The sequence below is a fragment of the Pseudomonas sp. St316 genome (assembly GCF_018325905.1).
Taxonomy (GTDB): domain Bacteria; phylum Pseudomonadota; class Gammaproteobacteria; order Pseudomonadales; family Pseudomonadaceae; genus Aquipseudomonas.
Genome location: NZ_AP021901.1, coordinates 5,828,198 through 5,855,000, shown reverse-complemented (window position 1 = coordinate 5,855,000; position 26,803 = coordinate 5,828,198). Strand labels below are relative to the sequence as shown.

The following is a 26,803-nucleotide window of genomic DNA, read 5'->3' as shown; positions in this document are numbered from 1 at the left end:
CGTCGAGCAGGTACGAAAGTAGGTCTTAGTGATCCGGTGGTTCTGTATGGAAGGGCCATCGCTCAACGGATAAAAGGTACTCCGGGGATAACAGGCTGATACCGCCCAAGAGTTCATATCGACGGCGGTGTTTGGCACCTCGATGTCGGCTCATCACATCCTGGGGCTGAAGCCGGTCCCAAGGGTATGGCTGTTCGCCATTTAAAGTGGTACGCGAGCTGGGTTTAGAACGTCGTGAGACAGTTCGGTCCCTATCTGCCGTGGACGTTTGAGATTTGAGAGGGGCTGCTCCTAGTACGAGAGGACCGGAGTGGACGAACCTCTGGTGTTCCGGTTGTCACGCCAGTGGCATTGCCGGGTAGCTATGTTCGGGAAAGATAACCGCTGAAAGCATCTAAGCGGGAAACTTGCCTCAAGATGAGATCTCACTGGGACCTTGAGTCCCCTGAAGGGCCGTCGAAGACTACGACGTTGATAGGCAGGGTGTGTAAGCGCTGTGAGGCGTTGAGCTAACCTGTACTAATTGCCCGTGAGGCTTGACCATATAACACCCAAGCAATTTGTGAACTCGAAAGAGGCCAGATTGCGGTGTGTGAAGACGAAACGAACCGAAAGTTCGAGAGACTCGACAGCAACACACAAATCTATCGCATACCCATTCGCTGGCACGTGACCGCAAGGCACGCACCGGCTACCGAATTTCTTGACGACCATAGAGCATTGGAACCACCTGATCCCATCCCGAACTCAGCAGTGAAACGATGCATCGCCGATGGTAGTGTGGGGTTTCCCCATGTGAGAGTAGGTCATCGTCAAGATTAAATTCCGAAACCCCAATTGCGAAAGCAGTTGGGGTTTTGTTTTGCCCGCAGGAAAGTTCGTACGAGCAGCGCGGACAGTTCCCGGCTGTCACAACCCCCCGACAGTGCTAAGGTTCTGCCCCTAGCTTTTGCATTTTCAAGGATGCCTTTCATGCCGGACGCAACGTCCCTTAGCCCAGCTTTCATGGTGGTTCACGGGAATCGCCTTGATGAATTGCGCAGCCTGGTAATCAGCTTGATGCGGCGCTATCCGCTGGCCCCCTTGAAAATGAAATCGCGTTGGTACAGAGCAACGGCATTGCCCAATGGCTCAAGCTCGCACTGGCTGAAGACCCGGAAGACGATGACTCCGGCGGCTGCGGTATTGCGGCTGCCATTGATGTGCAACTGCCGGGCAGTTTCATGTGGCAACTTTATCGAACAGTCCTGGGCCGCGACGAAATTCCGGCCAAGTCCCTGCTGGATAAGGCTCCGTTAACCTGGCGCCTGATGCGTCTGCTGCCGCAGTTGATCGAGCAGCCTCATTTCGAACCTCTGCGACGATTCCTTACCCACGACACCGACTTGCGCAAGCGCTATCAATTATCCGAGCGTCTTGCCGATCTGTTCGACCAGTACCAGGTTTACCGGGCCGACTGGCTTGAGGACTGGGCGGAAGGTCGACACCAGACAAGAAATGTCCGAGGCGAAATCAAGCCGCTCGCGCCAGCAAATTGCTGGCAAGCGGAACTGTGGCGAGCCTTGTTGCTGGATGTGGGGGAGCAAGGCATGGCGCAAAGCCGTGCTGGCGTTCATCAGCGCTACATCGAACGTATCAACAGCCTGGAAGTCGCCCCGAAAGGCCTGCCCGCACGGGTCATCGTGTTTGGTATTTCTTCGTTGCCTGCCCAGGTCCTGGAGGCGCTCGCCGGCCTTTCCCGGTTCAGTCAGGTTCTGCTTTGCGTGCATAACCCGTGTCGCCATCATTGGGCGGACATCGTCGCCGACAAAGACTTGTTGCGGCACCAATACAAGCGCCAGGCGCGCAAGGCCGGCATGCCCGTCGTCCTCGATCCGCAAACCCTGCATCAACATGCCCATCCATTATTGGCCGCCTGGGGCAAGCAAGGGCGCGACTATATCAACCTGCTCGACAGCTACGATGACCCCAACAGCTATCGCTCGGTATTTCGCGATGGGCGAATTGACCTGTTCACCGATGGAACCCCTACGACCCTTCTCAGCCAGTTGCAGGATGACATCCTGGAGCTGCGCCCCCTGAATGAAACCCGGGAACACTGGCCTGTCATCGATACGGAGCGAGACGGCTCGATCCGTTTTCATGTGGCTCACGGCGCCCAGCGTGAAGTCGAAATTCTTCACGACCAATTGCTGGCCCACTTCAGTGCGGATCCGACGCTGCGCCCACGGGATATCATCGTCATGGTCCCGGACATCGACAGTTATGCACCGCACATTCGCGCGGTGTTCGGCCAGCTCGACAGGAGCGACCCTCGGTTCATTCCCTTCACACTGACCGATCAGGGCCAGCGTGGACGTGATCCACTGCTGATCGCCGTCGAGCATTTGCTCAAGCTGCCGGACAGTCGTTTCCCGGTCAGCGAAATCCTCGATCTGCTGGATGTCCCGGCGTTGCGTGAGCGGTTTGGCATCGATGAGGTCGATCTGCCGACACTGCACCGCTGGATCGAAGGCGCCGGCATTCGTTGGGGGATGAGCGCCGAACACCGTGCCGGCTTGGGCCTGCCCGCGGAGCTTGAGCAGAACAGCTGGCATTTCGGCTTGCGTCGCATGTTGCTGGGGTATGCCGTCGGCAGTTCGAACGCTTATGAGGGCATTGAGCCCTATGACGAGATCGGTGGCCTGGACGCGGCGTTGATCGGTCCCTTGGTTGCATTGCTGGATGCCCTGGAGGTCGCCCATCAGGAACTCACCCGGCCGGCATCGCCGCAGCAATGGGGTTCACGCCTGCAAGATCTGATGCGGCTGTTTTTCCAGGCAAGCAACGAGCATGACGACTATTTGCTGGCCCAACTCGAAGACTTGCGTGAAACCTGGCTGGAAACCTGCGAGTCGGTGGGGCTGCACGATGAGTTGCCGCTGACGGTGGTGCGAGAGGCGTGGTTGGCCGGACTGGACCAGGGGCGACTGTCCCAGCGTTTCCTGGCCGGCGCAGTCAACTTCTGTACCTTGATGCCGATGCGCGCGATCCCCTTCAAGCTGGTGTGCCTGCTGGGGATGAATGATGGTGATTACCCGAGAGCCCAGCCGCCTTTGGATTTCGACCTGATGGGCGGTGATTATCGTCCGGGCGATCGTTCCCGCCGTGAGGACGACCGTTACCTGCTGTTGGAGGCGCTGCTTTCTGCTCGGGAAAAGCTGTACATCAGTTGGGTGGGTCGCAGTATTCGCGACAACAGCGAGCGTCCGGCATCGGTGTTGATCGGCCAACTGCGCGACCATCTCGCCAGTGGCTGGCGGTTGGCAGATGACAGCAAGCCTCTCCTCGATGCGTTGACCCAGGAGCATCCGTTGCAACCGTTCAGTGCTCGTTATTTCCATCAAGGTGACGAGCTGTTCAGTTACGCCAGCGAATGGCGAGTGCTTCATGACGCTTGTGATCAGACCGACAAACACCAGGTGTTGGAACCCTATGTCCAGGAGGAGCCCTTGGGCCTTGGGCAGTTGCAGGACTTCCTGCGCAATCCTGTCCGCCATTTCTTCAGTCAGCGGTTGAAAGTGTTCTTCGAGGCCATCGAAGCGCCGTTGGCCGATGACGAACCTTTTGTGCTTGATGCGCTGCAACGCTACAGCCTGAGTGACAGCTTGCTCGAGGCCGCCCTGGTACGCCTGGACCAGCCGGATCTTGCCCTCACCGCTCACGCCAAAAGACTGCAGAACAGCGGCCTGTTACCCATGGCCGGTTTCGGTGAATGCATGCAGCGTGAATTGATCGAACCTCTGCCGGATCTGCTCCAGCGTTACCAACAGCTTCTGGCGTTATGGCCAACACCGTCGGTCAGCGCTGTGCCAGTCAGCCTGCAATTGCAGGGGGTGAATGTCGACGGGTGGCTCAGTGGTTTGCACCAGCGTTCCGACGGTGCGGTCCTCGCCATCACGGCCATACCCAACAGCATCGGCTCCACCAAGACCCGTAAGTGGCATCGCCTGATACGGCCGTGGGTCAATCATCTCGTGGCTTGCGCTAATGGCGTGTCATTGACGACGGCACTGGTGGCCAGTGATGACAGCTTGCTGTTGGCACCTTTTGAGGAGCCCGTCGCACAAAGGCTGCTGGGCGACATGCTGCTGGCCTGGCAGACCGGTATGCGCCAGCCGCTACCGATCGCGGTGAAGACGGCTTTTGCCTGGCTCGGCCAGACTGATCCGGTCAAGGCCGAAGCGGCGGCTCGCAAAGCCTATGAGGGTGATGGACAGACGTTTGAAGGCGAACGGCGGGAAAGTCCGGCCTTGGCTCGACAGTTTGCTGATTTCGATGCCTTGATGGCTGATGAAACATTCCCCGATTGGTGCGATGCACTCTACCGACCATTGCTCGAAGCCCCATGGCGTTCATTGGTCGGCGAGGAGGCCCGCTCATGAGTCGCCAGACACCATTGGCCCTGGCTTTCCCGCTACGTGGCAGCCAACTGATCGAGGCCAGCGCCGGTACCGGCAAGACCTTCACCATCTCGGCGTTGTACCTGCGTCTGGTGCTGGGGCATGGCGGTTCGGCGTCCGGTTTTGGCCGCGAGTTGCTGCCACCGCAAATCCTGGTAGTGACCTTCACGGACGCTGCCACCAAAGAGTTGCGTGAACGAATTCGCACTCGTCTGGCCGAAGCGGCGCGTTTCTTCCGTGACGAAATTCCCGCTCCGGATACGCTGATCGCCGCGTTGCGCGATGAGTTCAACGCTGACCAATGGCCTGGCTGCGCGAACCGGCTGGACATCGCTGCGCAGTGGATGGACGAAGCGGCCGTTTCGACCATCCACAGTTGGTGCCAGCGCATGTTGCGTGAGCATGCCTTCGACAGCGGTAGCCTGTTCACCCAGACCCTGGAAACCGACCACAGCGAATTGCTGGGCGAGGTCTTGCGCGATTATTGGCGGCTGTTCTGCTATTCGATGCAAGGCGAGGCACTGAACTGGGTGCGTACCCATTGGGGTGGGCCTGCTGCGCTATTGCCGCGGGTACGAGGTTTGTTTTCCAGCGAGCGTGGTGACGGTTATGGGCCTGAGCCTGCCGAACTCATCGCCGCGGCCTTGCAGGAGCGCAGTGCCGCCTTGCTCGATCTCAAGGCGCCGTGGCGGCAATGGGCGGTGGAACTGTTGGAAATCTGCCAGCAAGGCGTTGCCAGCAAGTCTGTCGACGGGCGCAAGATGCAGGCGCGTTACTTCGAACCGTGGTTTCAGAAAATTACTGCCTGGGTCGATGACGAAAGCCTTGAGCTGTTGGACATCGGCACCGGATTCACGCGGCTGACGCCCGAGGGCATGGCCGAAGCCTGGAAAGGTGAAGTGCCCAACCATCCCGGGCTGGACGCCATGGCCGGTCTGAAGGCCAGCCTGGATGCGTTGCCCACGCCAGATGCCGCCGTGTTGCAGCATGCCGCGCAATGGGTCGGGGCGCGCTTCGAGGCAGAGAAACGTCGCCGCGCCGAGATGGGCTTCGATGACATGCTGCTGCGTCTCGATGCGGCCCTGCAGGCCGACGCAGGCGAGCGTTTGGCGAGCCTGATCCGTGAACAGTTTCCGGTGGCGCTGATCGATGAGTTCCAGGACACCGACCCGGTCCAATACCGGATCTTCGAAAGCATCTACCGTATCGACGACAACGACCCCGGGACCGGACTGTTCCTGATCGGCGATCCGAAGCAGGCGATCTACGCTTTTCGCGGCGCCGATATCTATACCTATCTGCGCGCTCGCGAAGCCACTGCTGGCAGGCTGCACACACTGGGCACGAATTTCCGTTCCAGCCATGCCATGGTAGGCGCGGTAAACCATGTTTTCCAGAATGCCGAGTCCCGCCCGAAGGGGCGTGGGGCCTTTCTGTTCCGTGAGCCTTCGGGCGAGAACCCGGTGCCGTTCCTGTCCGTTGAATCCCAGGGGCGAAAGGAGTCCCTGCAGGTCGCTGGGCAGGCGGTCGCGGCACTGAACATCTGGCACCTGTCGTCGGACCAGCCACTTTCCGGTGCGGTGTATCGGCAATCCATGGCGGCCGCCTGCGCCAGTGAGATCACGGCGTTGCTCAACGGCGGTCAGTCGGGACGCGACGGCTTCACGGTCGATGGACAGGTGCTGCGAGGCGTGCGCCCGGCAGATATCGCCATCCTGGTACGCGATGGTAAAGAAGCGCAGGCGGTGCGAGACGCGTTGTCCGCGCGGGGCGTGCGCAGTGTCTATCTGTCCGACAAGGATTCGGTCTTTGCCTCGCAGCAAGCGCGGGATTTGCTGATCTGGCTCAGGGCCTGTGCCGAACCGGATGCGGAACGACCGCTACGGGCGGCCCTGGCCAGCATCACGTTGAACCTGTCGCTGATGGAACTGGAGCGTCTCAATCAGGATGAGCTGGCCTGGGAAGCCAGGGTCATGCAATTTCGCGGTTATCGTACGGTCTGGCGCAGCCAGGGCGTGCTGCCGATGTTGCGGCGCCTGCTGCATGATTTCGAACTGCCCCAGGCCTTGATGGCGCGCAGCGACGGCGAGCGGGTGCTGACCAACTTGCTGCACCTTTGCGAACTGTTGCAGCAGGCGGCCGGTGAGTTGGATGGCGAACAAGCCTTGATCCGGCATTTGTCCGAGCACCTGGCCTTGTCCGGGCAAGCGGGAGAAGAGCAGATCCTGCGCCTGGAAAGCGATGAGCAACTGGTCAAGGTGGTCACGATCCACAAATCCAAGGGCCTCGAATATCCATTGGTCTTCTTGCCCTTCATCTGCTCGACGAAACCGGTGGACGGAAGTCGATTGCCGTTGCACTACCACGATGAGGCCAACAAGGCGCAGATCAGCCTCAAGCCCACTGCCGAATTGATCGCCAAGGCCGATGACGAGCGTCTGGCCGAGGATCTGCGGCTTCTCTACGTGGCACTGACCCGTGCACAACATGCCTGCTGGCTAGGTGTCGCGGATCTCAAGCGGGGCAGCAACAATCGCTCGATCCTCCATGTGTCCGCGCTGGGGTACTTGTTGGGTGGTGGTGCGCCGCTGGCCGAATCGGCGGCGCTGGGGCGCTGGTTGGACGACCTGCAGCAAGGCAGTGACGCGGTGAGCTGCCAGCCAATGCCCGAAGCCACCGATGAGCACTACCGACCCCCGCGCAACGAAGCCGTGTTGCTTGAACCCTTGGTGCCCTTGCGAAAGGCCAGCGAGCACTGGTGGATCGCGTCCTACAGTGCCTTGCGCATCAGCGAAAGCCTGAGCGAAGGCAGCGATACCGCGCCAGAGAATCCCCAGGCCCAGAAACTGTTCGACGATGAACGACTGGACCCGGACGCTCCCAGGGAGACTATCGCTGTCGGTGGCGACATCCACCGCTTTCCCCGTGGCCCCAACCCCGGTACTTTCCTCCATGGCCTGCTGGAGTGGGCCGCCGGGGAGGGCTTTTCATCGGCGCCAGCGGATATCGAGGATGCCATCGCCCGACGCTGCAATCGCCGAGGCTGGAAAGGCTGGATCACCACGCTGAGCGATTGGCTGCAGCACTTGATCAAGATGCCCATGCACGTGGGCAATGACCAGGCGCCGGTGGTGCTCGAACAACTGAGCCGATTCCAGGTGGAGATGGAGTTCTGGTTTGCCAGCCACAAGGTCGATGTGCAAAAGCTTGACCAACTGGTTTGCCGGTTCACCCATGGCGGTGTGGCCCGCGTCGCGGCGGAACCGGTGCTGCTCAACGGCATGTTCAAGGGCTTCATCGATTTGACGTTCGAGCACGACGGTCGGTACTACGTGGCCGATTACAAATCCAACTGGCTGGGTGTCGATGACATGGCCTACACCGTACAGGCCATGGAACAGTCGATCCTGGACCATCGCTACGACCTGCAATACGTGTTGTACCTGTTGGCCCTGCATCGCCAGCTTAAGGCACGGCTCCCCGATTACGACTACGACCGGCATGTCGGCGGCGCGCTGTACCTGTTCCTTCGCGGAACCCGCTCGGCCAGTCAGGGTGTGTATTTCACCAGGCCGCCACGGGCATTGATCGAACAACTGGATCGCCTGTTCCAGGGGGCGCCCGAACCCAAGGCCGAGCCGGCGTGGGTACAGGGGGAGTTGCTATGAGTCGTTCTTTTGCCGACCTGCTGCCCAAATCGTCCGACGACGAAAGCCTGGTGGAGTTGGCGCCCTTGAGCCGTGCGCAAGACCTGCTGTTGTTACTGACGCGCTGGGTCGAGCGCGGCTGGTTGCGCGCCCTGGACAAGGCATTCGTGGCGTTCCTCCATGAGTTGGCGCCCGACGATGATCCTTTGGTCCTGCTCGCCGCTGCGTTGACCAGCCATCAACTGGGGCACGGCCATGTTTGCCTGGATGTGTTCGAGACCCTCAAGGAACCGGATTTTGCGCTGTCGCTGCCTCCCGAGGGTGACCTGCAGACTGGCGTGATGCTGTTGCCATCGAAACTATTGGCGACACTGGACGGCGTCCATTGGTGCAAGGTCCTGGCGTCCAGTCGTCTGGTGGCGCTGGCCGTGGATGGGAGCGAAGAGGCGCAGCAACGTCCGTTGGTGTTGTCTGGCAAACGTCTTTATCTGCGCCGTTACTGGGGGTATGAACGACGGATCGATGAAGCGCTGCGCCAACGGCTTATCGAGCATGAAGCGGCGCCCGGTGACCTGCGCGAGCGTTTGGATGGGTTGTTCGGGCCGGCCAATGCCAGCGGCCCGATCGATTGGCAGAAACTGGCCTGCGCGCTGGCGACCCGCGGGGCCTTCAGCATCGTGACCGGCGGCCCGGGCACGGGCAAGACCACCACCGTTGTGCGCCTGCTGGCCCTGCTCCAGGCTCCGGCCGTCGAGGCCGGGAAGCCGCTGCGCATTCGCCTGGCCGCGCCCACTGGCAAGGCGGCGGCGCGCCTGACCGAATCCATCAGCCAGCAGGTCCAGACCCTGGATGTGGACGACGCCGTGCGCGAACGCATTCCCTGCGACGTCACGACAGTCCATCGTTTGCTGGGCAGCCGCCCCGGTACCCGGCATTTTCGCCACCATGCAGGCAATCGCTTGCCTCTGGATGTGCTGGTGGTCGATGAAGCGTCGATGATTGACCTTGAGATGATGGCCAATCTGCTGGATGCCCTGCCGGCCCATGCACGGTTGGTGTTGCTGGGGGACAAGGACCAGTTGGCCTCTGTGGAGGCCGGTGCGGTGCTGGGGGATCTGTGTCGAGACGCCGAGGACGGCTGGTACAGCCCCCGAACCCGAGCCTGGCTTGAGTCCGTCAGTGGTGAAAACCTGGCGGCCAGTGACCTGCAACAGGATCTCGACGGCACTCATCCCCTGGCACAGCAAGTGGTCATGCTCAGGCATTCCCGGCGCTTCGGCGAAGGCAGCGGGATCGGTCAACTGGCTCGCTGGGTCAACCAGCAGCAGCCTGAAAAAGCCCGTCAGCTACTGGAACAAGGGCAGTACGCCGATCTGTCTTCCCTGAAATTGACGAGTGAACACGATACAAAACTGGAAAAACTGTTGCTCGACGGCAAGCCGGAAGGGCCCCAGGGGTATCGGCATTACCTGGGCCTGCTACGGCAGCAACGCCCAGCCATTTCCCGCCCGCTGGAAGACCGCTGCTGGGCCGATTGGGCCCGGGAAGTCCTGGTGGCTTTCGACGAGTTCCAATTGCTCTGTGCAGTGCGCAAAGGTCCGTGGGGCGTCGAAGGGCTGAACCAGCGAATCACCGCGGCATTGCTCAAGGCTCGCCTTATCGACAGCGATCACCAATGGTACGAAGGGCGTCCGGTGCTGATGACCCGTAACGACTATGGGCTGGGGCTGATGAACGGCGATATCGGTATTGCCCTCAAGCTGCCCGAGCGTGATGGGCCCGATGCCGGCAAACAGGTCCTACGGGTCGCGTTCCCGCGCAACGATGGCCAGGGCGGTGTGCGTTTCGTCTTGCCCAGTCGCCTGAATGACGTGGAAACCGTGTATGCCATGACGGTGCACAAATCCCAGGGCTCGGAATTCACCCATACCGCGTTGATTCTTCCGGATGCCTTGAACCCGGTACTGACCAAGGAACTGGTGTACACCGCCATTACCCGGGGCAAGCAATGGTTCAGCCTGATAGAGCCGCGAGCGGGGGTGTTCGAAGAGGCGGTGCGGCGCAAGGTCAAGCGCTTGAGCGGGCTCATGTTGGAGTTGGAGGGTGAGGACTGAATGATCGGTTTTCGTGATTCAATGCCGGAGTCACGATTTTGGCTATTTTCTGTCAGATATGTCCGTAGGACGCCGGCTCGCTGGCTTTTTGACACTGTGCTATCGTTCCGGCACTTATCGTGTGGCCAAGAGATTTTCCATGAAAGTGGCGGTGTGGGAGGCGGTGCGCAGCAAGGACTGGGGGCATTATCTGCTTGCCGGTCTTCTGTGGTTGCTGTCGCCTGTGGTGGTTGCCGAAGACCCGCCATCCACGAGCCGGGCTGAACAGCGGGCCGAATCGGTCACTCAAGTCGTCTTGGGCATTCTCAGCTATGCACGCTGGCCAGTGGAGCCTGCGCAGTTGCAACTGTGCATCGTGGGCCCGACTCAATACACCGACGACTTGGTCAAAGGCACCACCCAGGCCACCGGTCGACCAGTGACCGTGCAGCGATTGCTGGCCGATCACCCCAACATCGCTACGGATTGCAACGCCGTCTACATCGGCAGGCTGACCAGCGACGAGCGCACCCGTCTGTTTGACTCCCTGATTGGCAAGCCCGTGTTGAGCATCAGCGAGGGCGGTGACCAGTGCACCGTGGGTAGCCTGTTCTGTCTGCGGGTCGGTGATGAGCAGGTATCGTTCGAGGTCAACCTCGACTCGGTAGCGCGCAGTGGCGTGCGTATCCATCCGAGCGTTCTGCAGCTTTCCCGTCGCAGGCCGGCAGTACCATGAGCCTGTCCAAGTCGCGGATCCGTTCCACCCTGGGCTCGGTCATCGGGCGCGGCCACCTGATTGTCGCTTTGGTGGCGATCACTATGGCCAGTGTTTCCCTGACGTTGCTGGGTGTGCTTGCGTTGCGGGTCTACGCCGATCACAACCTGCACCTGATCGCCCGCTCGATCAACTACACCGTGGAAGCGGCCGTGGTATTCGATGACGCGGCGGCGGCCACCGAGGCGCTGGCTTTGATTGCCTCCACCGAGGAGGTCGCCGATGCCCAGGTGCTCAATGAGCACGGTCGCCTGTTGGCGCGCTGGAAACGTCCGGACACCGGTTTATTGTCGGAATTGGAAATGCACATTGCCAAGGCGTTTTTGGAAAAGCCCATCAGCTTACCGATCTTCCACCAAGGGCAGAGCATAGGTCGCATCGTATTGGCGGGGCATGGCGGCAGCCTGTTGCGCTTTTTGCTCAGTGGTCTGGCGGGAATCATCCTGTGCACGGCAGTGAGTGCCTGGGTGGCGCTTTATCTGGCGCGGCGCCAGCTGCGGGCGATCACCGGACCCTTGCGCAGCCTGGCCGAAGTGGCCCACGCGGCACGCAGCGAGCGGGCCCTGGACCGGCGAGTGCCGCCGGCCGCCATCGCCGAACTGGATAATCTGGCCAATGACTTCAATGCACTGCTCGACGAACTGGAGTCCTGGCAGACCCACCTGCAAAGCGAAAACGAAACCCTGGCACACCAGGCCAGCCACGACAGCTTGACCGGTTTGCCGAACCGGGCGTTTTTCGAGGGACGGCTGATCCGTGCCTTGCGCAACGCCAGCAAGCTCAACGAGCAAGTGGCCGTGTTGTACCTGGACAGCGACCGGTTCAAGGGCATCAACGACAATTTCGGCCATGCTGCCGGTGACGCGGTGCTGACGGCCGTGGCGACCCGGGTTCGGGCACAGTTGCGTGAAGATGACTTGGTTGCTCGCCTGGGAGGCGATGAATTCGCCGTGCTGCTGGCCCCCCTGCACAAGGCCGAGGACGCCGAGCGGATCGCTGAAAAAATCATCGTCAGTATGGAAATGCCGATTCAATTGCCCGGCAATGCTTCAGTGCTGACGTCTCTGAGTATCGGCATTGCCGTTTACCCCGATGATGGTGCCACACCAGGCACCTTGCTCCACGCCGCCGATGCGGCGATGTACCAAGCCAAACGCCTCGCCCGAGGCGGTCAACCTACGGCGGGGTCGGATCACTCCGTCGCTGATCTTCAAACCAGGAGCTGATTCGTGCGTTCATACCCTCAATTTTCCCTGCGCTGGTTCGCGGCGGTTCTATTGCTCGCCGTCCTGGCCCTGAGCGGTTGCCAGACGGCACCGCAGAAAGGCCTGACCCCGGCGCAAATTGCCGTACTCAAGCAACAAGGGTTCGAGTTGACTGACGATGGCTGGGCGTTCGGTCTGTCGGGCAAGGTCCTGTTCGGCAGTGACGTGGAAAACCTCAACCCGGCCAGTACCGACATCGTCGAGCGCATCGGCAAGGCACTGCTGGGGGCGGGAATCGAGCGGGTACGCATCGATGGTCATACCGACGCATCGGGTTCCCAGGCCTACAACGAACAGCTGTCGATGCGCCGGGCCGCCAGCGTGAGCAAGGTGCTGACAAGCGTTGGCATGCGCGAAGAAAACGTCCAACTGCGCGGCCTGGGCAGCAGCAACCCGGTCGCCTCCAACGACACCGCCAGCGGCCGCAGCGAAAACCGCCGTGTCGCCATCGTGGTCATCGCCGACTAGTCGGCGAACACCATCTCCCGGCTAGCGCCCATCAGCAGTGGCTGGTTCTGTTCAGTCACCTCGCGAATGTAATCCCACAACAACGTAATCCGCTTGAGCTTCCTCAAGTCCTCCCGGCAGTACATCCAGAACTGCCGGGTGACGGTGATGTCCTCCGGCAGCACGGGCAGCAGCCGTGGGTCCTGGGCGGCGAGGAAGCAGGGCAGGATTGCCAGCGAGCGGCCTTGCTGCGCTGCCACGAATTGCGCGATCACGCTGGTGCTGCGCAGGTGGGCATTGGCGCCGGGCAGGACGTTGGCCAGGTAGAGCAATTCGGAACTGAACGCCAGGTCATCCACGTAGCTGATGAATGAGTGCTTGCCCAGGTCTGCCGGGCGCTGGATGGGTGGGTGGTTGTCCAGGTAGGACTGGGTGGCATAGAGCTGCAGCCGGTAGTCGCACAATTTGCAGCACACATACGGGCCATGTTCGGGGCGTTCGAGGGCGATGACGATGTCGGCTTCGCGCTTGGAGAGGCTGATGAAGTGCGGCAGCGGAAGAATGTCTACCGAAATGGCCGGGTAGGCGTCGACGAAATGGCTCAGTTGCGGGGTGATGAAGAAGCTGCCGAAGCCTTCGGTGCAGCCCATGCGCACGTGGCCGGACAGCGCGACGCCGGAGCCTGAGACCTGTTCGCAGGCCATGTGCAGGGTGCTTTCGATCGATTCGGCGTAACCCAGCAGGCGCTGGCCTTCGGCCGTCAGGACAAAACCGTTGGTCCGGGATTTTTCGAACAGCAACGTGCCCAATGAGGCTTCCAGCGAACTGATGCGTCGCGACACCGTGGTGTAGTCGACGGCCAGGCGTTTGGCCGCGGTGCTGGCCTTGCGGGTGCGGGCCACTTCGAGGAAAAACTTGAGGTCGTCCCAATTGAGCGACCCCAGGGAGGTGATGTTTTTTTGCATGTTGGACCGGTTTTTATGTGCGTTCTTATTAGAAGTTTGCACATCTATACTCCAAAAACAGTCTCATCACCAAGCGTGTCCTGTGCACCTTGGTTTTTGCTGAACCAGCGCTCTCTATAAGAACAATCCCGGAGGCCAGCATGAACGTTTCCCTTACGCCCAGCGATACCACCCTGCAAACCGTCAGACTGTTGATCGATGGCGAGTGGGTTGAATCCCAATCCAACGAATGGCACGACATCGTCAACCCGGCCACCCAGCAGGTGCTGGCGAAGGTTCCGTTCGCCACGGCGTCGGAAGTCGATGCGGCCATCGCCGCTGCCCAGCGTGCTTTCCAGACCTGGAAGCTGACGCCCATCGGCGCGCGGATGCGCATCATGCTCAAGCTCCAGGCGTTGATCCGCGAGCATTCCAAGCGCATCGCCGCGGTGCTCAGCGCCGAACAGGGCAAGACCATTGCGGATGCCGAGGGCGATATTTTTCGCGGCCTGGAAGTGGTCGAGCACGCCTGTTCCATCGGCACCCTGCAGATGGGCGAGTTCGCCGAGAACGTCGCCGGTGGCGTTGATACCTACACGCTGCGCCAGCCGATTGGGGTGTGCGCGGGCATTACCCCGTTCAACTTCCCGGCGATGATTCCGCTGTGGATGTTCCCGATGGCCATCGCTTGCGGCAATACCTTTGTGCTCAAGCCCTCGGAACAGGACCCGCTGTCGACCATGCTGCTGGTGGAGTTGGCCATCGAGGCCGGTGTGCCGGCGGGGGTGCTCAACGTGGTGCACGGCGGTAAGGACGTGGTGGATGCGCTTTGCACCCACAAGGACATCAAGGCGGTTTCGTTCGTCGGCTCGACGGCGGTTGGCACCCACGTGTATGACCTGGCGGGTCGTCACGGCAAGCGCGTGCAATCGATGATGGGCGCCAAGAACCACGCGGTGGTATTGCCCGATGCCAATCGTGAGCAGACGCTCAACGCCTTGGTCGGCGCCGGTTTCGGCGCGGCGGGCCAGCGTTGCATGGCCACCTCCGTGGTGGTGCTGGTGGGCGCTGCCAAGCAGTGGTTGCCGGAGCTCAAGGCCCTGGCGCAGAAGCTCAAGGTCAACGCCGGCAGCGAGCCGGGCACGGACGTCGGCCCGGTGATTTCCAAGCGCGCCAAGGCACGGATCCTCGAATTGATCGAGAGTGGCGTGCAGCAAGGGGCGAAGCTGGAGCTCGATGGTCGTGGCATCAGCGTGCCGGGTTTCGAGCAGGGCAATTTCGTTGGTCCGACCTTGTTTTCCGGCGTGACCACCGACATGCGTATCTACACCGAAGAAATCTTCGGCCCGGTGCTGGTGGTGCTGGAAGTCGAGACCCTGGATCAGGCGATTGCCCTGGTCAACGCCAACCCATTCGGCAACGGCACCGGCCTGTTCACCCAAAGTGGCGCAGCGGCGCGCAAGTTCCAGAGCGAAATCGACGTCGGCCAGGTGGGTATCAACATCCCGATCCCGGTGCCGGTGCCGTTCTTCAGCTTCACCGGTTCCCGCGGTTCGAAACTCGGCGACCTGGGTCCGTACGGCAAACAGGTGGTGCAGTTCTACACTCAGACCAAGACCGTGACCGCACGCTGGTTCGATGATGACAGCGTCAACGACGGTGTGAACACCACCATCAACCTGCGTTAAGGAGCCGGACATGAAGATCGCCTTTATCGGCCTTGGCAACATGGGAGCGCCCATGGCGCGCAACCTGCTCAAGGCCGGCCATTCGTTGAATCTGTTCGACCTGAACCAGACGGTATTGGCCGAGCTGGCGGCATTGGGCGGCACGATCAGCGCATCGCCGCGCGATGCGACCCAGGGCGCCGGGTTGGTGATCACCATGCTGCCGGCCGCCGCCCATGTGCGCAGTGTCTGGCTGGGTGACGACGGCGTGCTGGCCGGCATCGCCGCCGGCACGCCGGCCGTGGATTGTAGCACCATCGATCCACAAACCGCCCGCGACGTGGCGGCTGCTGCCGCGAAACAAGGGGTGGCGATGGCCGATGCACCGGTCTCGGGCGGCACCGGCGGTGCGGCGGCGGGCACGTTGACCTTCATGGTCGGCGCCACGACCGAGTTGTTCGCCACCTTGCAACCGGTGCTGGCGCAAATGGGCCGTAACATCGTGCATTGTGGCGAAGTCGGCACCGGGCAGATCGCCAAGATCTGCAACAACCTGCTGCTGGGAATTTCCATGGTGGGCGTCAGCGAAGCCATGGCCTTGGGCGATGCCTTGGGCATCGACACCCAGGTGCTGGCCGGCATCATCAACAGTTCCACCGGGCGTTGCTGGAGCTCGGACACTTACAACCCATGGCCGGGCGTGATCGAAACGGCGCCGGCGTCCCGTGGCTATACAGGGGGCTTTGGTGCCGACCTGATGCTCAAGGACCTGGGCCTGGCGACCGAGGCCGCGCGGCAGGCCCATCAGCCGGTGGTGCTGGGGGCGGTGGCGCAGCAGTTGTATCAGGCGATGAGCCAGCGGGGCGAGGGCGGCAAGGACTTTTCGGCGATTGTGAACAGCTATCGCAAGCCGCAGTAAAACCTGCGGTGCCCTGAAGCTTTTTGTGGCGAGGGAGCTTGCTCCCGCTGAGGTGCGAAGCACCTCTTAAAACGCGGCTGCTGCGCAGCCGAGCGGGAGCAAGCTCCCTCGCCACAGGGGCCTCTCGGTTTTTTGTTTCAGGCAAACACGAAATATTTGCGCACGGTCTCGACCACTTCCCAAGTGCCTTTCATGCCTGGCTCGACGACGAAGATGTCACCTGCGCGCAAATGGATCGGCGCCATGCCATCTGGTGTGATGATGCAGTAGCCTTCCTGGAAATGGCAGTATTCCCACTTCACGTAGTCCACACGCCATTTGCCAGGTGTACAGATCCAGGTGCCCATGATCTTGCTGCCGTCTTCGCTGGTGTAGGCGTTGAGGTTGACGGTGTGCGGGTCCCCTTCGAGTTTTTCCCATTTGCAGGCGTCGAGTACGGGCAGCGGATGGGTGTCGCGCAGGACGGTGATGGGTGCGGTCATGTGAGCTCCGAAAGGGGCAGAAGAGAACAGGCACCCTAACGCGCGGCATGAGCGGGTAGATGTCTGTGGTCGACACCGGGCTATCCAGAAGCGCGCATCAATCGGCCAGATGCCGAGCCAGGGCCGTGGCGTAGGCAGGCAAACCGTCGAAGTTGCGGGCGCACAGCAGCAACGCCCGGTGCGCCCAGGCTTCTTGCAGCGGGACACATTGATACGAAGGCTCGGGTGGGCGCCGGTCGATGGCGGCTTTCGGCACGATGGCAATGCCTGCACCATGCGCCGCCATGCGAATCATCCCGTCGAAACCGTCGGCGCGAATGCGCACTTGCATGCGTGAGCCGATGTGCAGGGCCTGCTCTTCCAGGTGGATCGCCAGGGCGCTGGATGCGTTCAGGCCGACATGATCGTAGCTGAGGGTCTCGCTGAAACGTACGGCGCGACCGTCAGCCAGGGGGTGTCCGGTCGGCAGGATCAATACCAGCGGATCGTCGCGAAAAGGCCAGGTCTGAAGACCATCGGTGTCCACTGCGTCGGAGACGATCCCCAGGTCTGCCGCGCCTTGGCGCAGCGCATGGGTGATCCGTGAGCTGGGCAGTTCCTGCAGGTCGATGTCGAGGTTGGGATGGGTGTTGAGGAAGCCGGCCAGCAGTTCGGGCAGATGCTCGGTCATGGCGCTGGTGTTGCACAGCAGTCGCACCCGGCCTTTGACGCCTTTGGCGTATTCGGCCAGGTCCTGTTGCAGGCGTTCGGCCTGTTGCAGCAGGAGCCTGGCGTGCTCGACCAGGGCTTTGCCCGCGGGAGTGGGTGTTACGCCACGCCGCCCGCGTTCAAGCAGGTCGATGCCCAGGGAGGCTTCCATGGCTCGCACTCGTGCGCTGGCCGCGGCCAGGGACAAATGGCTGCGAGCCGCACCGGCGGTGATGTTGCCGGTGTCGAGGATGTTCAGGAAGAGACGCAGGTCGGTGAGGTCGAAGTGCATGAGGGGATCCTGTCTCAGGTACTGTGGCGCCTGGTTTATCGTCATCGCGAGCAAGCTCGCTCCCACAGGGGATTGCATTTCAACTGTGGGAGCGAGCTTGCTCGCGATGGCGTCGGCCGCACCAGCGAATTAACAGCCTCTTGTCGGACGAGAGGCAACCTCAGTATATGGCAGATTTTAAAGCCAAGGCCCGGGGCGCACGATGTCCCCATGAACACACTCATCGCTTTCTATCAAAACCTCGGCCTGGCCCTTTCTTTACTGGTTATCGGCACCTTCCTGCTGGCCGGCACCATCAAGGGCGTCATCGGCCTCGGCCTACCGACGATCTCCATGGGCTTGCTCGGGCTGGCTATGGCACCGGCGCAGGCTGCGGCGTTGCTCATCATTCCGGCGACCTTGACCAATGTCTGGCAACTGGCCTTCGGCGGTCATTTGCAAGCCTTGATCCGGCGCCTGTGGCCGCTGCTGCTGGCGATCTTCATCGGCACCGGGCTCGGCACGCTGTGGCTCGGCATGGCGGGCGGGGCGTGGGTGGTGCGAGCCTTGGGCGGGGCGCTATTGCTGTATGCGCTGAGCGGGCTGTTGTTGCCCACGTGGCGGGTTGCTCCCCAAGCCGAACATTGGCTCGCGCCTCTCTGCGGGCTGCTCACCGGTCTCATCACCTCGGCCACCGGCGTGTTTGTCATTCCGGCAGTGCCGTATCTGCAAGCGCTGGGTTTGAGCAGGGATGAACTGGTGCAGGCCTTGGGCCTGTCGTTCACCGTTTCTACTTTGGCCCTGGCCGCCGGGCTGCTGTGGCGCGGCGCCCTGGGGGGCGGGGAGTTGAGTGCTTCGTTGCTGGCGCTGGCACCCGCGTTACTGGGGATGTGGCTGGGGCAATGGTTGCGCCAGCGGATCAGCGCCGTGGTGTTCAAACGGGTGTTTTTTGTCGGCCTCGGCGTGCTCGGCGGCCATCTGCTGATCAGCGGCTAGCCGAGGACGGGCTGAGCATGTCGACGCGGCGGATGTCGAAGTCGCGCTCCAGATAATCCATGCGTTTCTCGAAGAACTGCTTCATGTGCGGCAGGTTCGAATGCACATCCAGGTGCGCCTGGGAGGCCCAGATCTCGTAGAAGATAAACAGTGTCGGATCCTGCTGGTCCCGCAGCATGTGGTACTCGATGCAACCAGGCTCGGCGCGGCTTGGCTCGACATAAGCGCGAAACAACGCTTCGAAGGCATCGGCTTTTTCCGGACGGGTCTTGGCGTGGAGGATGAAACCGTGTTGTTCGCTCATCGGGCGGCTCCTTGATAAAAGTCGGCCGAATTCTATTGCAACAATCGGTTGTCGATTCGTGCGTATAGGTCAAATCAGTTTTGCCGCTGTGCGGCTTATTCCTTGTGAAGCTCATCGCTATTGTGCCGTCATCATTTTCAACCTTTCCATGCAGCGGCCCTTGAACGGCCTACGCCGTGGAACCCGATGAGGCTCCCCATGAAAAAAGTCCTGTTGCTCAATGGCGGCAAACAATTCGCTCACTCCGACGGTCGCTACAACGCCACCCTCCACGACACGGCGCTCAGCGTGTTGGACCGTGGCGGTTTCGATGTAAAAACCACGTTCATCGACGGCGGCTACGACATCAAGGAGGAAGTTGCCAAGTTTCTCTGGGCCGACGTGATTATTTACCAGATGCCAGGTTGGTGGATGGGCGCGCCGTGGACCGTGAAGAAATACATCGACGAAGTCTTCACCGAAGGCCATGGCAGCCTCTACGCCAGCGACGGTCGGACCCGTTCCGATGCCTCGCAGAAATACGGCAGCGGTGGCCTGATCCAGGGCAAGCAGTACATGTTGTCCCTGACCTGGAACGCCCCGCAGCAAGCCTTCGACGACCCGACCGACTTCTTCGAGGCCAAGGGCGTGGACGCGGTGTACTTCCCCTTCCATAAGGCCAATCAGTTCCTCGGCATGACCGGCCTGCCGACCTTCCTGTGCGTGGACGTGATGAAGCGTCCGAACATCGAAGGGGATGTGGCGCGGTATGAACAGCATTTGCGCGAGGTGTTCGGTCTTTCGCGGTAATCCGGCTACTATCGGGACTTGCCTGAAAGCATCCTTCACACAGGATGTGCATGCCACGAGAGGATGTTTGTGAAAGCCAGATCCGACGAATTGCAGATTTTCGTCTGCGTGATCGAGTGCGGATCCATCTCCGCCGCCGCCGAGCAGGTCGGGCAGACGCCGTCGGCGGTCAGCCGCACGTTGTCGCGGCTGGAGACCAAGCTCGACACCACGCTGATCAACCGCACCACGCGGCGCATGGACCTGACCGAGGAGGGCAAGTATTTCTTCGAGCAGGCCAAAGGCATCCTCGACCAGATGGACGAGCTGGAAGAGCGCCTGTCATCCCGCCAGAAGAACCCGGCAGGCCGGTTGCGGATCAACGCGGCGTCGCCGTTCATGCTGCATGCCATCGTCCCGCACATCGAAGAGTTCCGCAGGCTTTACCCGGACATTCAGCTGGAACTCAACAGCAACGACCTGATCATCGACCTGCTGGAGCAAAGCACCGACATCGCCATTCGCATTGGCACCCTCACCGACTCGACGCTCCACGCCCGCGCCCTGGGTTGCAGCCCATTGCACATCCTGGCCAGCCCCGCTTATCTGAAGCAGCACGGCACGCCGTCAAGCGTCGCCGAGCTGGCAGGTCATGCGTTGTTGGGGTTTGCCCAGAACGAGGGCCTCAACCAGTGGCCACTGCGCCACGCACACGGTGATCGTTGGCCGATCCAGCCAGCCATCAGCGCGTCCAGCGGCGAGACCGTGCGCCACTTGGCGCTTCTGGGGCAGGGCATTGCCTGCCTGTCGGACTTCATGACCCGCGAAGACATCCGTGCCGGTCGGCTGAAGGTGCTGCTGGCCGATGCCAACAGCGGATATCGCCAGCCGATCAATGCCGTGTACTACCGCAACTCGCAACTGGCCTTGCGGATCCAGTGCTTCCTGGACTTCATCCAGGGCAAGCTTGCCGAATACGCCTCGCGGGAATTCAAGGGCTGAGCCTCGATCCCACTGAGCTTGTACATAACCTGTGGGTTTGTGGTGGCATGTCGTCAGTCGTGTTGCACGCCCGCGCGCTTGAGCATTTGTTTGCAACGCTCGGACAGGTGGAACACCCGCAGGTGCTTGCCGGTTTTGCCGTAGCGCTCGCGCAGGGTCTTGAGTGCGGCGACGGCCGAGTAGTCGACGAAACGCAAGTGACGGCAATCGAGGGTCACCAGGGCCGGGTCGTTGGCTGGGTCGAACTGGTTGAGGAACGGCGTCGTCGAGGCGAAGAACAGCGTGCCGTGCAAACGATAGAGTTTGCTGCCATCGGCTTCCAGGTGCGTGTCGGCGTAGAGCTCCCGGGCCTGTTGCCAGGCGAAGTTGAGCGCCGCGATGATGATCCCGCACAGCACGGCCACGGCCAGGTCGGTGAATACCGTGATGACGGTCACCGCGATGATGACCAGCACATCGTTCGCCGGCACTTTGTTGACCACCCGCAACGAGGCCCAGGCAAACGTCTGCTGGGACACCACTAACATCACCCCCACCAGCGCGGCCAGCGGGATGCGCTCGATCAGCGGCGACAGGAACAACACGAACAGCAACACCATCACCCCGGCCACCACCCCCGACAGCCGCCCGCGCCCGCCCGAGCTGAGGTTGATCATTGTCTGGCCGATCATGGCGCAACCGCCCATGCCGCCCAGCAACCCGGAGGCCATGTTGGCCGCGCCCAGTGCCACGCATTCACGGTCTGGATAGCCGCGGCTCTCGGTGATTTCATCGGTCAGGTTCAGGGTCAGCAAGGTTTCCAGCAAACCGACCATCGCCATGATCACCGCGTAGGGCGCGACGATCTGCAAAGTATCAAGGTTCCAGGGAATGTCCGGCAGGGCAAAGGCAGGCAAACCGCCGGCGATGTGGGCCATGTCGCCCAGCGTCCGGGTCGGCAGGCCGAGCAGGTCGACTGCCAGGCCAACACCCAGGATTGCCACCAGGGCCGGTGGCACGCTGCGGGTCAGGCGCGGCAGCAGATAGACAATGGCCATGGTCAGCGCCACCAGGCCGGCCATCAGGTACAAAGACGAGCCGCTCAGCCAAGTGTCGCCGTCCTTGAAGTGTTCCAGTTGCGCCAGCGCAATGACAATCGCCAGGCCGTTGACGAAGCCGAGCATCACCGGGTGCGGCACCATGCGCACCAGCTTGCCCAGCCGCAACAACCCGAACGCCATCATGATCAGCCCACCCAGCAACACGGTCGCCAGCAGGTACTGCACGCCGTGCTGCACCACCAGCGCGACGATCACCACGGCCATGGACCCCGCCGCACCCGACACCATCCCGGGCCGACCGCCAAACAGCGCGGTCAGCGTGCAGAGGATGAACGCGCCGTACAGCCCCATCAACGGGTTGAGGTGGGCGACCAGGGCGAAGGCGATGCATTCGGGGAGCAAGGCGAAAGAAGTGGTGAGGCCGGCGAGGGCGTCGGCGCGAAGACGTACTGGTTTCATGAATTACCTGATTGGGGCGCCGGTGAAGCGTCGGCTGCCGGGGGATGTGGTGCAAGAAAACAGGGGGCGATAGTACGAAATTGCAGGGCGCAAGAACAGTGAACCTGTGGGAGCGAGCTTGCTCGCGATCGCGGTTGGTCAGGCGACAGCTGCATTGCCCTGGCCTGCCGCTATCGCGAGCAAGCTCGCACGGGGATGAAAGTTTGACGGTGAATTTTCATCGGGCCTGCATGGTAATAGCTGTCAGCGACAATTTTTGTCTGTGCGCGAAAATTACTTTCAGCGGGTTTGAAGATTTCCCCTCGAAATGATTTATGAGTTTCACAACACATCGTCGTGACCCCATTCGAGGAGTAACGCATGGCACCTGCTTTCGGTTATTGGCTATTGGTCTACGCGGCCATCGCGATCATTGCGCTGATCGTTCTGATCGCCCGTTATAGGCTCAATCCGTTCATCGTGATTACCCTGGTTTCCATTGGCCTGGCATTGCTGGCGGGGATGCCGCCGTCAGGTGTGGTGGGCGCTTATGAGGCCGGTGTCGGCAAGACGCTGGGGCATATCGCACTGGTGGTGGCCTTGGGCACGATGCTCGGCAAGATGATGGCCGAGTCCGGTGGGGCGCAGCGGATGGCGCAGACGCTGATCGAGCGTTTCGGCGAGCGCAATGCCCATTGGGCGATGGTGTGCATTGCGTTCCTGGTCGGGCTGCCGTTGTTCTTCGAGGTCGGTTTTGTGTTGCTGGTGCCCATCGCGTTCACCATCGCCCGGCGCGTGGGCGTGTCGATCCTGATGGTGGGGTTGCCGATGGTCGCCGGGCTTTCGGTGGTCCACGCCCTTGTCCCTCCGCACCCGGCGGCGATGCTGGCGGTGCAGGCGTTCCAGGCCTCGGTGGGGCAGACGTTGTTGTACGCGATCCTGATTGGCATCCCTACTGCGATCATCGCAGGCCCCGTGTACGCCAAGTTCATCGTGCCGCGCATCCAACTGCCCGCCGACAACCCGCTGGAGCGGCAATTCCTCGACCGCGAGCCTCGGGCCAACCTACCGGGCTTCGGCGTGACCCTGGGGACCATCCTGCTGCCAGTGATCCTGATGTTGATCGGCGGCTGGGCCAACCTGATTTCCACGCCGGGCAGCGGTTTCAACCAGTTTTTGCTGTTCATCGGCAACTCGGTGATCGCCTTGTTGCTGGCGACCATCCTCAGCTTCTGGACCCTCGGCCTGGCCCAAGGCTTCAACCGTGAGTCGATCCTCAAGTTCACCAACGAATGCCTGGCACCGACCGCCAGCATCACCTTGCTGGTCGGTGCCGGCGGCGGCTTGAACCGGATCCTGGTGGATGCCGGTGTCACGCAACAGATCGTCGGCCTGGCCCAGGAATTCCAGCTGTCGCCATTGGTCATGGGCTGGTTGTTCGCTGCCCTGATGCGCGTCGCCACGGGCTCGGCCACGGTGGCGATGACCACGGCCTCGGGGATTGTCGCGCCCGTGGCAATCGGCCTGGGTTACCCCCATCCCGAATTGCTGGTGTTGGCCACTGGGGCCGGCTCGGTGATCTTTTCCCACGTCAATGACGGCGGCTTCTGGCTGATCAAGGAATACTTCAATATGACCGTTGCCCAAACCTTCAAGACCTGGACGGTATTGGAAACGCTGATCTCCCTGGTCGCGTTCGCCTTGACCCTCGGGCTGTCGCGCTTGCTCTGAGCGCACCGTAACGCCACAGGAGCCGCCATGGACATCCTTTACCAGATCCGCTCCCGCCAGGATTCCTTCAGCGCCGGCGAAGGCCGGATCGCTCGCGTGATGCTCGACGACGTAGGTTTTGCCGCCTCCGCCAGCCTCGATGAACTGGCCCAACGGGCCGAAGTCAGCAGCGCCACGTTGTCGCGTTTCGCCCGTACCGTCGGTTGCCGCGACCTTCGCGACTTGCGCCTGCAACTGGCCCAGGCCAGCGGCGTCGGCAGCCGTTTTCTCGACCCGGCCGGGGCGCCGGAACAGTCGGCGTTTTATGGGCAGATCGTCGGCGATATCGAGTCAACCTTGCGCCAGCACCTGTCAGGGTTCGAAGAGTCGCGGTTCGGCGACGCCGTACGGATGATCGGCAAGGCGCGGATGGTCCATGCGTTCGGCCTCGGTGGCTGGTCGGCTTTGTGCGGCGAGGAGTTGCAAGTGCGGCTGGTGCGTTTCGGCTACCCGATTGCCGCGTGCCGCGACCCGGTGATGATGCGCATCACGGCCACGTCCCTGAGTGAACATCATCTGGTCATTGCCTGCTCGCTCACCGGTATCACTCCGGAATTGCTCGGCGCGGTGGAACTGGCCCGCAGCTACGGTGCAGCGATCCTGGCCATCACCCGTGCCGACACGCCGCTGGCCCGGCTGGCGGATGTGGTGGTGCCCCTGCAAGGCGCTGAAACCTCGTTCATCTATAAACCCACGGCGGCGCGCTACGGCATGCTGCTGGCCATTGACGTACTCGCCACCGAGCTGGCGTTGGCTCACCCTGAAGACAATCAAGAACGCCTGCGGCGGGTCAAGCTCGCCCTGGACGATTACCGTGGCGGCGACGATCACTTGCCGCTGGGAGACTGACATGCCGTACGACACCCTTATCCGCAACGCGCTGCTCATCGATGGCAGCGACTGTCCCGGCTACAACGCCGACGTGGCGATTCGCGGCGGGCGCATCGAGCGTATCGGCGACCTGGGCGATGCCCGGGCGATTGAAGAAGTCGACGCCGCCGGCCGTGTGCTGGCGCCCGGGTTCATCGATGTGCACACCCATGACGACACGGTGGTCATTGGCCAGCCGCAAATGTTGCCCAAGCTCAGCCAGGGCGTGACCACGGTCATTGTCGGCAACTGCGGCATCAGTGCTGCGCCGGTCAGCTTGCGCGGCGATCCGCCGGACCCGATGAACCTGCTCGGCACTGCCCAGGCGTTCGCCTATCCGCGCTTCGCGGATTATCGCAGGGCGGTGGAGGCGGCCACGCCTGCAGTCAACGTAGCCGCATTGGTGGGCCACACCGCATTGCGCAGCAACCACATGGACGATTTATTGCGCACCGCCAGCGTGGCAGAAATCACCGCCATGCGCGGGCAACTGCGCGAAAGCCTGGAGGCTGGTGCACTTGGCCTGTCCACCGGCCTGGCCTATGCCAACGCGTTTTCGGCTTCCACCGACGAAGTCATGCAACTGAGCGAAGAGTTGAAGGCCTTCGGTGCGATCTACACCACCCACCTGCGCAGCGAATTCGAGCCGGTGCTCGAAGCCATGGACGAGGCGTTCCGGATTGGCCGTCACGCCCAAAGCCCAGTGATCATTTCCCACCTCAAATGTGCGGGCGCCGGTAATTGGGGGCGTAGTCCACAGGTGTTGGCGGCGCTGGAAAACGCTGCAAAAAACCATCCTGTCGGTTGTGATTGTTATCCCTACGCGGCCAGCTCCTCGACGCTGGATCTCAAGCAGGTGACCGATGCCCATCGCATCACGATCACCTGGTCGACCCCTCATCCGCACATGGGCGGTCGCGATCTCGCCGACATTGCCCGCGAATGGGACGTGTCGCTGCTGGACGCCGCGGGTCGCCTGCAACCGGCCGGCGCGGTGTACTACGGCATGGACGAAGGCGACGTACGACGCATCCTCGCTCATCCGCTGTCCATGGTCGGCTCCGACGGTTTGCCCGAGGACCCGTTTCCCCATCCGCGCTTGTGGGGCGCATTCCCACGGGTACTGGGACATTTCAGTCGTGACATCGGGCTTTTTCCGTTGCACACCGCCGTGCACAAAATGACCGGCCTTTCAGCGGCGCGTTTTGGCCTGAAGGAGCGTGGTGAAATTCGTGAAGGCCATTGGGCGGACCTGGTGTTGTTCAATCCGCACACCATTCGCGACGTGGCCGATTTCAACGAACCTCAACGAGCTGCCGAAGGGATTGATGGCGTGTGGGTCAATGGTGTCTTGAGCTATCGCGAAGGGCAGGCCAACGGGCATCGGGAAGGGCGGTTCCTGGCGCGCGAAGGCGATCTGCGCAGGGGATTCAGCCCATCGGACAGCGTTTGATGGCGTATTGGCGGCTGAAATTGTTAATTGGCGTCACAATAATGGCACTGCGACACTAAAGAAGCCGGGTTCAAAGCCGAAGCATTGGGGTCAACCCATCTACACTGGGTCTTTTCAGCCAGGGAGCAACCCATGAGCTTCGGTAAAACCACTCCGATCCTGCGGATCTTCGATGAAGCCAAGGCGTTGGCCTTCTATGTCGACTTCCTGGGGTTTACCGTCGACTGGCAACATCGTTTCGGCGACGACTTTCCGCTGTACCTTCAAGTCTCCCGTGGTGACTGCGTGCTGCACCTGTCCGAACACCATGGCGATTGCACGCCGGGCTCGGCGCTGCGGATCGAGACCGATGAACTGGAAGCCTTCCAGGCGCAACTGCAGGCCAAGCAATACGCCTTCGCCCGCCCGCAAATCCAGGCCATGCCCTGGGGCAGCCAGGACATGACCGTGGTCGATCCATTTGGCAATCGGTTGGTGTTTACCAATGGGATCTGTGTCTAGTGACCAGATGATCAATCCGTGG

The 26,803-nt window shown here is 61.6% G+C and carries 19 protein-coding genes, 2 rRNA genes and 1 pseudogene (1 of these 22 only partly in view); 17 read left to right on the top strand and 5 right to left on the bottom strand.

Features of this window, described 5'->3' with window-relative positions:
• The 8 genes and pseudogenes from KI237_RS26145 to yfiB form a co-directional block, all read left to right on the top strand.
• Positions 1-544 (top strand): 23S ribosomal RNA (locus KI237_RS26145); it begins 2,348 nt to the left of the window's first position.
• 158 nt (positions 545-702) lie between these two features.
• Positions 703-818 (top strand): 5S ribosomal RNA (rrf, locus tag KI237_RS26140).
• A gap of 154 nt (positions 819-972) precedes the next feature.
• Positions 973-4,424, top strand: a pseudogene (recC, locus tag KI237_RS26135) (exodeoxyribonuclease V subunit gamma).
• Positions 4,421-8,110: an exodeoxyribonuclease V subunit beta gene (recB, locus tag KI237_RS26130; RefSeq protein ID WP_212797658.1), complete on the top strand. Its 3,690-nt coding sequence runs from the start codon at positions 4,421-4,423 to the stop codon at positions 8,108-8,110. Before recC ends, recB begins: the two are co-directional and overlap by 4 nt.
• The gene (gene recD / locus KI237_RS26125; protein ID WP_212797657.1) at positions 8,107-10,203 is read left to right on the top strand and encodes an exodeoxyribonuclease V subunit alpha; all 2,097 of its coding nucleotides are present in this window, start codon (positions 8,107-8,109) and stop codon (positions 10,201-10,203) included. Before recB ends, recD begins: the two co-directional genes overlap by 4 nt.
• A 139-nt stretch (positions 10,204-10,342) precedes the next feature.
• Complete coding sequence (gene yfiR / locus KI237_RS26120) at positions 10,343-10,918, top strand: regulatory sequestration protein YfiR (RefSeq protein ID WP_212797656.1); 576 nt, start codon at positions 10,343-10,345, stop codon at positions 10,916-10,918.
• Positions 10,915-12,183: a diguanylate cyclase DgcN/YfiN gene (gene dgcN, locus KI237_RS26115; protein WP_212797655.1), complete on the top strand. Its 1,269-nt coding sequence runs from the start codon at positions 10,915-10,917 to the stop codon at positions 12,181-12,183. The genes yfiR and dgcN overlap by 4 nt, the downstream gene beginning before the upstream one ends.
• 3 nt (positions 12,184-12,186) lie before the next feature.
• Positions 12,187-12,690 carry an outer membrane lipoprotein YfiB gene (gene yfiB, locus KI237_RS26110; RefSeq protein WP_212797654.1) on the top strand — a complete coding sequence of 168 codons (504 nt, stop codon included), beginning with the start codon at positions 12,187-12,189 and terminating at the stop codon, positions 12,688-12,690.
• Here the strand turns inward: yfiB and KI237_RS26105 are convergent.
• Entirely contained in the window at positions 12,687-13,634 is a 948-nt protein-coding gene (locus KI237_RS26105; protein WP_212797653.1) for a LysR family transcriptional regulator, read from the bottom strand. The genes yfiB and KI237_RS26105 overlap by 4 nt on opposite strands.
• Positions 13,635-13,774: 140 nt before the next feature.
• Between KI237_RS26105 and KI237_RS26100 the strand changes: the two genes are divergently transcribed.
• Together KI237_RS26100 and mmsB are read left to right on the top strand one after the other, a co-directional pair.
• On the top strand, positions 13,775-15,301 hold the full coding sequence (locus tag KI237_RS26100; protein ID WP_212797652.1) for a CoA-acylating methylmalonate-semialdehyde dehydrogenase: 1,527 nt from the start codon (positions 13,775-13,777) through the stop codon (positions 15,299-15,301).
• Positions 15,302-15,311: 10 nt separating this feature from the next.
• The gene (gene mmsB / locus KI237_RS26095) at positions 15,312-16,199 is read left to right on the top strand and encodes a 3-hydroxyisobutyrate dehydrogenase (RefSeq protein ID WP_212797651.1); all 888 of its coding nucleotides are present in this window, start codon (positions 15,312-15,314) and stop codon (positions 16,197-16,199) included.
• A 137-nt stretch (positions 16,200-16,336) separates the two neighbouring features.
• On the opposite strand, the gene KI237_RS26090 is transcribed toward mmsB, so the two are convergent.
• Together KI237_RS26090 and KI237_RS26085 are read right to left on the bottom strand one after the other, a co-directional pair.
• Positions 16,337-16,681 (bottom strand): cupin domain-containing protein, encoded by a 345-nt coding sequence (locus KI237_RS26090; RefSeq protein ID WP_003197542.1) that lies wholly within the window; start codon positions 16,679-16,681, stop codon positions 16,337-16,339.
• Positions 16,682-16,778: 97 nt separating this feature from the next.
• The gene (locus KI237_RS26085; protein WP_212797650.1) at positions 16,779-17,660 is read right to left on the bottom strand and encodes a LysR substrate-binding domain-containing protein; all 882 of its coding nucleotides are present in this window, start codon (positions 17,658-17,660) and stop codon (positions 16,779-16,781) included.
• Between the two features lie 210 nt (positions 17,661-17,870).
• Between KI237_RS26085 and KI237_RS26080 the strand changes: the two genes are divergently transcribed.
• Positions 17,871-18,635: a sulfite exporter TauE/SafE family protein gene (locus tag KI237_RS26080; RefSeq protein ID WP_212797649.1), complete on the top strand. Its 765-nt coding sequence runs from the start codon at positions 17,871-17,873 to the stop codon at positions 18,633-18,635.
• Here the strand turns inward: KI237_RS26080 and KI237_RS26075 are convergent.
• Positions 18,625-18,939 (bottom strand): putative quinol monooxygenase, encoded by a 315-nt coding sequence (locus KI237_RS26075; protein ID WP_212797648.1) that lies wholly within the window; start codon positions 18,937-18,939, stop codon positions 18,625-18,627. The genes KI237_RS26080 and KI237_RS26075 overlap by 11 nt on opposite strands.
• Positions 18,940-19,137: 198 nt before the next feature.
• Between KI237_RS26075 and mdaB the strand changes: the two genes are divergently transcribed.
• Together mdaB and KI237_RS26065 are read left to right on the top strand one after the other, a co-directional pair.
• Positions 19,138-19,728 carry an NADPH:quinone oxidoreductase MdaB gene (gene mdaB, locus KI237_RS26070; RefSeq protein ID WP_212797647.1) on the top strand — a complete coding sequence of 197 codons (591 nt, stop codon included), beginning with the start codon at positions 19,138-19,140 and terminating at the stop codon, positions 19,726-19,728.
• A gap of 69 nt (positions 19,729-19,797) precedes the next feature.
• Positions 19,798-20,709 (top strand): LysR family transcriptional regulator, encoded by a 912-nt coding sequence (locus KI237_RS26065; RefSeq protein WP_212797646.1) that lies wholly within the window; start codon positions 19,798-19,800, stop codon positions 20,707-20,709.
• A 53-nt stretch (positions 20,710-20,762) separates the two neighbouring features.
• Here the strand turns inward: KI237_RS26065 and KI237_RS26060 are convergent, their stop codons facing one another.
• The gene (locus KI237_RS26060) at positions 20,763-22,208 is read right to left on the bottom strand and encodes a SulP family inorganic anion transporter (RefSeq protein WP_212797645.1); all 1,446 of its coding nucleotides are present in this window, start codon (positions 22,206-22,208) and stop codon (positions 20,763-20,765) included.
• A 360-nt stretch (positions 22,209-22,568) separates the two neighbouring features.
• Here KI237_RS26060 and KI237_RS26055 point away from each other — a divergent pair, with 360 nt between their 5' ends.
• From KI237_RS26055 to KI237_RS26040, 4 genes are all read left to right on the top strand, one after another.
• Positions 22,569-23,918 carry a GntT/GntP/DsdX family permease gene (locus KI237_RS26055; protein WP_212797644.1) on the top strand — a complete coding sequence of 450 codons (1,350 nt, stop codon included), beginning with the start codon at positions 22,569-22,571 and terminating at the stop codon, positions 23,916-23,918.
• Between the two features lie 27 nt (positions 23,919-23,945).
• Positions 23,946-24,806 carry a MurR/RpiR family transcriptional regulator gene (locus tag KI237_RS26050; protein ID WP_212797643.1) on the top strand — a complete coding sequence of 287 codons (861 nt, stop codon included), beginning with the start codon at positions 23,946-23,948 and terminating at the stop codon, positions 24,804-24,806.
• Between the two features lies 1 nt (position 24,807).
• Positions 24,808-26,280, top strand: coding sequence for an N-acyl-D-amino-acid deacylase family protein (locus KI237_RS26045; protein WP_212797642.1), 1,473 nt, complete (start codon positions 24,808-24,810; stop codon positions 26,278-26,280).
• A 132-nt stretch (positions 26,281-26,412) separates the two neighbouring features.
• On the top strand, positions 26,413-26,781 hold the full coding sequence (locus KI237_RS26040; protein ID WP_212797641.1) for a glyoxalase superfamily protein: 369 nt from the start codon (positions 26,413-26,415) through the stop codon (positions 26,779-26,781).
• Positions 26,782-26,803 lie beyond the last annotated feature (22 nt).

Coding starts and splice junctions, on each gene's coding strand:
- recB (WP_212797658.1), top strand. CDS start 4,421: ATGAGTCGCCAGACACCATTGGCCCTGGCTTTCCCGCTACGTGGCAGC.
- recD (WP_212797657.1), top strand. CDS start 8,107: ATGAGTCGTTCTTTTGCCGACCTGCTGCCCAAATCGTCCGACGACGAA.
- yfiR (WP_212797656.1), top strand. CDS start 10,343: ATGAAAGTGGCGGTGTGGGAGGCGGTGCGCAGCAAGGACTGGGGGCAT.
- dgcN (WP_212797655.1), top strand. CDS start 10,915: ATGAGCCTGTCCAAGTCGCGGATCCGTTCCACCCTGGGCTCGGTCATC.
- KI237_RS26105 (WP_212797653.1), bottom strand. CDS start 13,634: ATGCAAAAAAACATCACCTCCCTGGGGTCGCTCAATTGGGACGACCTC.
- KI237_RS26100 (WP_212797652.1), top strand. CDS start 13,775: ATGAACGTTTCCCTTACGCCCAGCGATACCACCCTGCAAACCGTCAGA.
- mmsB (WP_212797651.1), top strand. CDS start 15,312: ATGAAGATCGCCTTTATCGGCCTTGGCAACATGGGAGCGCCCATGGCG.
- KI237_RS26090 (WP_003197542.1), bottom strand. CDS start 16,681: ATGACCGCACCCATCACCGTCCTGCGCGACACCCATCCGCTGCCCGTA.
- KI237_RS26085 (WP_212797650.1), bottom strand. CDS start 17,660: ATGCACTTCGACCTCACCGACCTGCGTCTCTTCCTGAACATCCTCGAC.
- KI237_RS26080 (WP_212797649.1), top strand. CDS start 17,871: ATGAACACACTCATCGCTTTCTATCAAAACCTCGGCCTGGCCCTTTCT.
- KI237_RS26075 (WP_212797648.1), bottom strand. CDS start 18,939: ATGAGCGAACAACACGGTTTCATCCTCCACGCCAAGACCCGTCCGGAA.
- mdaB (WP_212797647.1), top strand. CDS start 19,138: ATGAAAAAAGTCCTGTTGCTCAATGGCGGCAAACAATTCGCTCACTCC.
- KI237_RS26060 (WP_212797645.1), bottom strand. CDS start 22,208: ATGAAACCAGTACGTCTTCGCGCCGACGCCCTCGCCGGCCTCACCACT.
- KI237_RS26055 (WP_212797644.1), top strand. CDS start 22,569: ATGGCACCTGCTTTCGGTTATTGGCTATTGGTCTACGCGGCCATCGCG.
- KI237_RS26050 (WP_212797643.1), top strand. CDS start 23,946: ATGGACATCCTTTACCAGATCCGCTCCCGCCAGGATTCCTTCAGCGCC.
- KI237_RS26045 (WP_212797642.1), top strand. CDS start 24,808: ATGCCGTACGACACCCTTATCCGCAACGCGCTGCTCATCGATGGCAGC.
- KI237_RS26040 (WP_212797641.1), top strand. CDS start 26,413: ATGAGCTTCGGTAAAACCACTCCGATCCTGCGGATCTTCGATGAAGCC.